This window comes from Armatimonas sp. (assembly GCF_043760365.1).
Classification (GTDB): domain Bacteria; phylum Armatimonadota; class Armatimonadia; order Armatimonadales; family Armatimonadaceae; genus Armatimonas.
The window spans coordinates 1-4,967 of record NZ_JAYUPA010000405.1 but is presented as its reverse complement, the minus strand read 5'-3'; the positions used below and the strand labels follow the sequence as shown (position 1 = coordinate 4,967).

The following is a 4,967-nucleotide window of genomic DNA, read 5'->3' as shown; positions in this document are numbered from 1 at the left end:
TGAGCCTCTCGCGATTAACGGCGCGGCAGTTTAAGAGCGCGGTCGCCGATCTGGTAGGGAGCTTCCGCCCCGGCGCGGCTGTAGGGACAGAGCGAGGGCTGAAGGCGGAGTACTTCAAGGCCAAGCGCTTCAACAACAACGAGCGCGTGCTACAGCGCACGGATCCGCAGGTGGCATTTGATTTCGGGACGGCGGGGCCGACTGCCGATCAGTTCGAGCCGCACCAGTTCTCCATCCGTTGGGAGGGTAGCCTCGTTGCCCCCGATACGGGCGATTACGAGCTGGTAGTCAAGAGCGACCACGCCGTGCAGCTCTGGGTGAACGATAGTAAAAAGTCGCTGATTGATGCCTGGATTAAGTCTGGCAAGGGTACGGAGTTTCGTGCCCCTATTTATTTGCTCGGAGGCCGTACGTACCCGATCCGGCTGGAGTTCTCGAAATCTACGGTCGGGGTGGACGATACCAAGAAAAAAGAGGGCAAACCCGCTCCTCCTGCGTTTGTGACCCTGGCCTGGAAGCGCCCGCACCTCACTGATGAGCCGATCCCGAGTCGCTGCTTGGTGCCTAGCTCGGTGCCGGAGACGTTTCTGGTCAACACGCCCTTCCCGCCGGAAGACCGGAGCATGGGCTACGAGCGCAGCAGCATGGTTTCCAAGGCCTGGGACGAAGCCGTCACCAACGCGGCGCTGGAGACAGCGCAGTTTGTGGCAACTCGTAAGTGGGGAATGGACGAGAAGGCTTTTGCCCGCACGTTTGTCGAGCGTGCGTTTCGCCGCAAGCTCACCGATGCCGAGGTGCAGCGCTACGTAGCGCGGCACTTCACCCAAGCGCCTGATACGGAGACCGCTCTCAAGCGCGTGGTCTTGCTCACGCTCAAGTCGCCGTTTTTCCTCTACCGGGAGAACAACACGGCCTCCAAGCTCGCGCTGACCCTCTGGGACTCGCTGCCCGATGAGGCGCTGCTCAAGACCGAGCTGGCGACTCCCGAAGCGGTTCGTTCGCAGGCGGAGAAGATGCTGGCCGATCCGCGCACCTGGAGCAAGGTGCGTGAGTTCTTGCTAACGTGGCTAAAAGTGGATCAGTACCCCGACCTCGCCAAAGATAAAAAACGCTTTCCTGAGTTCGATGAAGCCGCCGCGTCGGACTTGCGGACATCGCTGGAGCTGTTTTTAGAGAACACGGCCTGGGGCGAGAAGTCTGATTTCCGTGAGCTGCTGCTCAGCGACAAGATCTATCTCAACGGACGGCTTGCGAAAGTCTATGGCGCGTCGCTGCCGTCGGATGCGCCGTTTCAGCCGGTGAGCCTGGATGGCAAGAGCCGCGCGGGGGTCTTGACTCAGCCGTACATGCTCGCCAGTCTAGCCTACTTCTCCACCAGCGACCCCATTCACCGGGGCGTGCTCATCACCCGAAACTTCCTAGGCCGCGTCCTCGCCCCGCCGCCGATTGCCGTCACGCCCACGCCCGCCGACTTGCAGCCCAAGCTCACCACCCGCCAGCGCGTCTCGATCCAGACCAAGCCCGCCGCCTGCGTCTCCTGCCACCAGATGATCAACCCGCTCGGCTTCCCGCTGGAGCGCTTCGATGCGATTGGGAAGCTGCGCGAGAAAGAAAACGACCAGCCGATTGACGCCACCGGCACCTATCAGACACGCAAAGGGACAGTGCAAAAATTCAACGGCCCCCGCGAGCTAGCCCAGTTCCTCGCCAGCAGCGAGGAAGTCCACGCCACTTTCGTCGAGCGCCTCTTTCAGTTCGTCACCAAGCAGCCCATCCGCGCCTACGGCCCTAAAACCTCGCTGGAGCTTCAGAAGCGCTTCGTGGCGAATGGCTACAACATCAAAAAACTCCTCGTCGAAATCGCCGTCGTGGCGTCGTCGCCAATAAGTGTTGGCTAGAACGGACGAATTTCTACCACGCCGCCCTCGGTAAAGTGCAGCGCAATATCGTGGTTTTCGAGGAGAAGTGTGCCAAGCAAGGGACGTTTCCCCATTGCAAGAACCGGGACTTCCCAGGTCGCGTCGTTCCAGAGAATCGTGGCAATGTGGACGGACACGGGCTTGGCACTATCATCCGCCAGGTTGGCCGAGATGCGATGCGAGAAGGGAAGCTGGAGTAGCTCGACTGCCGCAATGGGAAGCGTCAGTGCTCCTTCGTAGCCGGTGTCCAGCACAAACTCCATCGTCAAGCGCGGCTGACCAGGCAAGAGGAGAGTGACAGGAAGCGTGGCCTTGCGCCCAATAATCGTCCCTGTCACTTGCTTGTGCGCTCCAGCATTCCTCCCACCGCATAGACCGCGTTATAGCCGATGCGAACGCCGTAGAGTAGGGCATTCGGGTGGCGCTCATGGATACGTTTGCCGGAAGCGAGCAGATCGTCGCCGACTTCGTAGTCGCCGGTTTCGACATCTATGGAAACAAGCCGCCCAATATTCTCAGGTGTTTCCAAAAGCGCCCTGAGCTTCGTTTGGTAAATACTCTCCCCAAGACGATCAATTTCTTCATAGGGCAGATGAGGTTGTGGCATAATCGGCTTCTCCAAACAGATGTTTACGTTATGGTATCACGGGGATTTTACGTGTTCAATGATGACAGTTTTCAGTTTTTTATTTTCCCTTACCATTCCGCAAGATATTCGATAAGGAGAGCTTTTGGGTTTGCCCAGCGGGTTGCAGTGTCTCCAAGCTCTTCATACTCCAGATCGTGAATGATAATGGGTATATTTCGACAAAGCGTTTGGGTAAGGATACCTTCGTCATGAAGACGTTTTGCAATGGCAGCATAGCAATCTACAAGGGTTTTTGATACTTCATCATCATCTACATTTTGTGTGGCTATCCAGGCTTGATATATCTCCCAGTCTTCGGGATCTACGGTGCCTCCAAGAAACTGTGGCATCTCTATTACTGGCTTTTGTAACCAGAAGGCAAAGTTCCATTTTGCCTCCTGAGCACTTGATGCCTTCTCTATTTGTGATTGATAGTGTGAGAGTGTGTTGAAGCTAACCGAAAGCCCTGCTTCGATACAAATATCGTTACCCTCAATATCCTCTGCAAAGCCGGTGGAGTAGAGGAAGGAGAGGGCATAGATGTCTGGGTACTGCTTGGTATCCCAGGAGTGAATCTGATTCACCACGCGCTCATAGATACGATCCTCAAATGTTGGGCGTGTGTTCATGGCTTTCTATTCCTGCACAGGACGAAACGGCCTAGTCTTGGGTAAACCGAACTCGCTACGTAGCGCGGCGTTTTCTTTTTCGTAGTAGGGGAAGGCGGCGTCGGCGGCGAGCTGGAGTTTTAGGCGACGGGCGTTGATGCTGGCGAGGTCGGCTTTGGCTTCGATGAGAAGCTGGGCAGCATCGGTGGCGTGGGTGGACTGGGAAATATCGGTGGACTGCCACGCGGTGAGGGCGCTCTGGAAGGCTTGCACTTTGGCGGTCGTGATGCCGGGGAGGGTGTCAGTGGTCAGGCGCTGGGAGATGCCGATCAGCACGGTCTCTAGGTTGGGGCGACTGAGCGAGCGCAGGGGCTTGCCGATTCCATACGCTTCGCGGTCGCCTTTGTGTGCGGGCTGGCCACTCCACTGGAGCATCACGGCGCTCTGAATATCGGTGGTGCGCTCCAGCAGGGTCTGCTTGGCGGTGCGTTCGGTGGCGGTGGTGTTCTTGCCGGTGGCACGTAGAGTACTTGCCTGGGCGATTTTCCCCTGGCACGCCGCTTCATCAGTGAGGAGCTGGCTTACAAACGCCGCCGTGATCTCCCGCTCGGCAAGCGGCGCGGCGCACTCGGGGCGCTGGGCGGTGTGGGCAACAACAGCGGCAAGAGCGAGCTGTTTGACGGCCTGAGTGTCAAAGGCGGCGCGGGCGCGGGCAGGCTTTTTCTCCGCAACAATGGGGGTAACAGTTTCATCGGCCATGAATAGGATATCCTCAACAAGCGAGTAATTTTCAACAAGAGTGCGCTGCCTATCAGCGACGGCTCATAGAATTATACCAAGAAACCACTAAGTTACAACAAGTGTACGCAGTGCTCCAACAACGGCAGATAAGATTTCAACAACGACAGATAGTGTTGCGACGAACCCATCCCCCTTGCACCCTCCCTGCCCTGAGGGAGGGTGGCGTAGTGAGGAACGAACGAAGCCGGGTGGGTTCTGGTAAAATAACACTATGCAAAACACACGACGAGACTTTCTGCGCGAGCTGGGCCTCAGTGCCGCCGCGCTTCCGTTTCTGGCCAACCTGCCATCGCTGGCGCACGCACAAACGGCGGGTAAGCGCAAGCAGCGCTTGATCGTGCTGTTTTCGCCCGACGGCATTGTCCCTAATACTTTTTGGCCCGACGAAGTCGGGGAGAACTTCACGCTCAAGGAGAGCCTCTCGCCGCTGGAGCCGTTTAAGAAAAACACGCTGATCTTAAACGGGGTCTGTGATCGGGTGCGCGGCGATGGCGACAGCCACATGCGCGGTATCGGGTGTTTGCTCACAGGAGTCGAGCTATTCCCCGGCAATGTCCAGGGCGGCTCGGACACTCCGGCGGGCTGGTCGAGTGGTATCTCGATAGATCAAGAGATCAAGAACTTTCTGCAAGCCAGCCCCGCCACGCGAACACGCTTTGGCTCGCTGGAAATGGGCGTGATGGTGCCCGAGCGCGCCGACACCTGGACCCGAATGAGCTATGCGGGGGCCAACAAGCCCATCTCACCCATTGACGATCCCTACCAGCTTTTTGGCAAGCTCTACGGACGCCTCAAAGACCAGCAGAGCCTCAAGAGCGTCTTGGATGATCTGAAAGCCGATCTCGAAACCCTCCGTAAGAGTGTCTCCGCGCAGGATCGTCAGATCTTAGAGGAGCACACGGCGCTGGTTCGTGATCTGGAAAAAGAGCTGCAAGCCGCCAGCAAAGTGGATGTGGGGCACCCCGTTCCGCCGCTAGAGCCTGGTGTGCGCCGCGACAACGATGCCATGCC

General features: G+C 57.8%; 6 protein-coding genes. 2 read left to right on the top strand and 4 right to left on the bottom strand.

Annotated elements, in window-relative coordinates; genetic code table 11:
- The coding region (locus ACH2EH_RS09605; protein ID WP_395141141.1) for a DUF1592 domain-containing protein at positions 1-1,898 on the top strand (1,898 nt) is incomplete at its 5' end.
- On the opposite strand, the gene ACH2EH_RS09600 is transcribed toward ACH2EH_RS09605, so the two are convergent.
- From ACH2EH_RS09600 to ACH2EH_RS09585, 4 genes are all read right to left on the bottom strand, one after another.
- Positions 1,895-2,257, bottom strand: coding sequence for a clan AA aspartic protease (locus ACH2EH_RS09600; RefSeq protein WP_395141139.1), 363 nt, complete (start codon positions 2,255-2,257; stop codon positions 1,895-1,897). The two genes, ACH2EH_RS09605 and ACH2EH_RS09600, sit on opposite strands and share 4 nt — an antisense overlap.
- Positions 2,254-2,526: a hypothetical protein gene (locus ACH2EH_RS09595; protein WP_395141137.1), complete on the bottom strand. Its 273-nt coding sequence runs from the start codon at positions 2,524-2,526 to the stop codon at positions 2,254-2,256. The genes ACH2EH_RS09600 and ACH2EH_RS09595 overlap by 4 nt, the downstream gene beginning before the upstream one ends.
- 89 nt (positions 2,527-2,615) lie before the next feature.
- Positions 2,616-3,176, bottom strand: a complete 561-nt coding sequence (locus tag ACH2EH_RS09590) for a hypothetical protein (protein ID WP_395141135.1) — start codon at positions 3,174-3,176, stop codon at positions 2,616-2,618.
- A gap of 6 nt (positions 3,177-3,182) precedes the next feature.
- Positions 3,183-3,914: a hypothetical protein gene (locus ACH2EH_RS09585; protein WP_395141133.1), complete on the bottom strand. Its 732-nt coding sequence runs from the start codon at positions 3,912-3,914 to the stop codon at positions 3,183-3,185.
- A 253-nt stretch (positions 3,915-4,167) separates the two neighbouring features.
- Here ACH2EH_RS09585 and ACH2EH_RS09580 point away from each other — a divergent pair.
- The coding region (locus tag ACH2EH_RS09580) for a DUF1552 domain-containing protein (RefSeq protein ID WP_395141131.1) at positions 4,168-4,967 on the top strand (800 nt) is incomplete at its 3' end.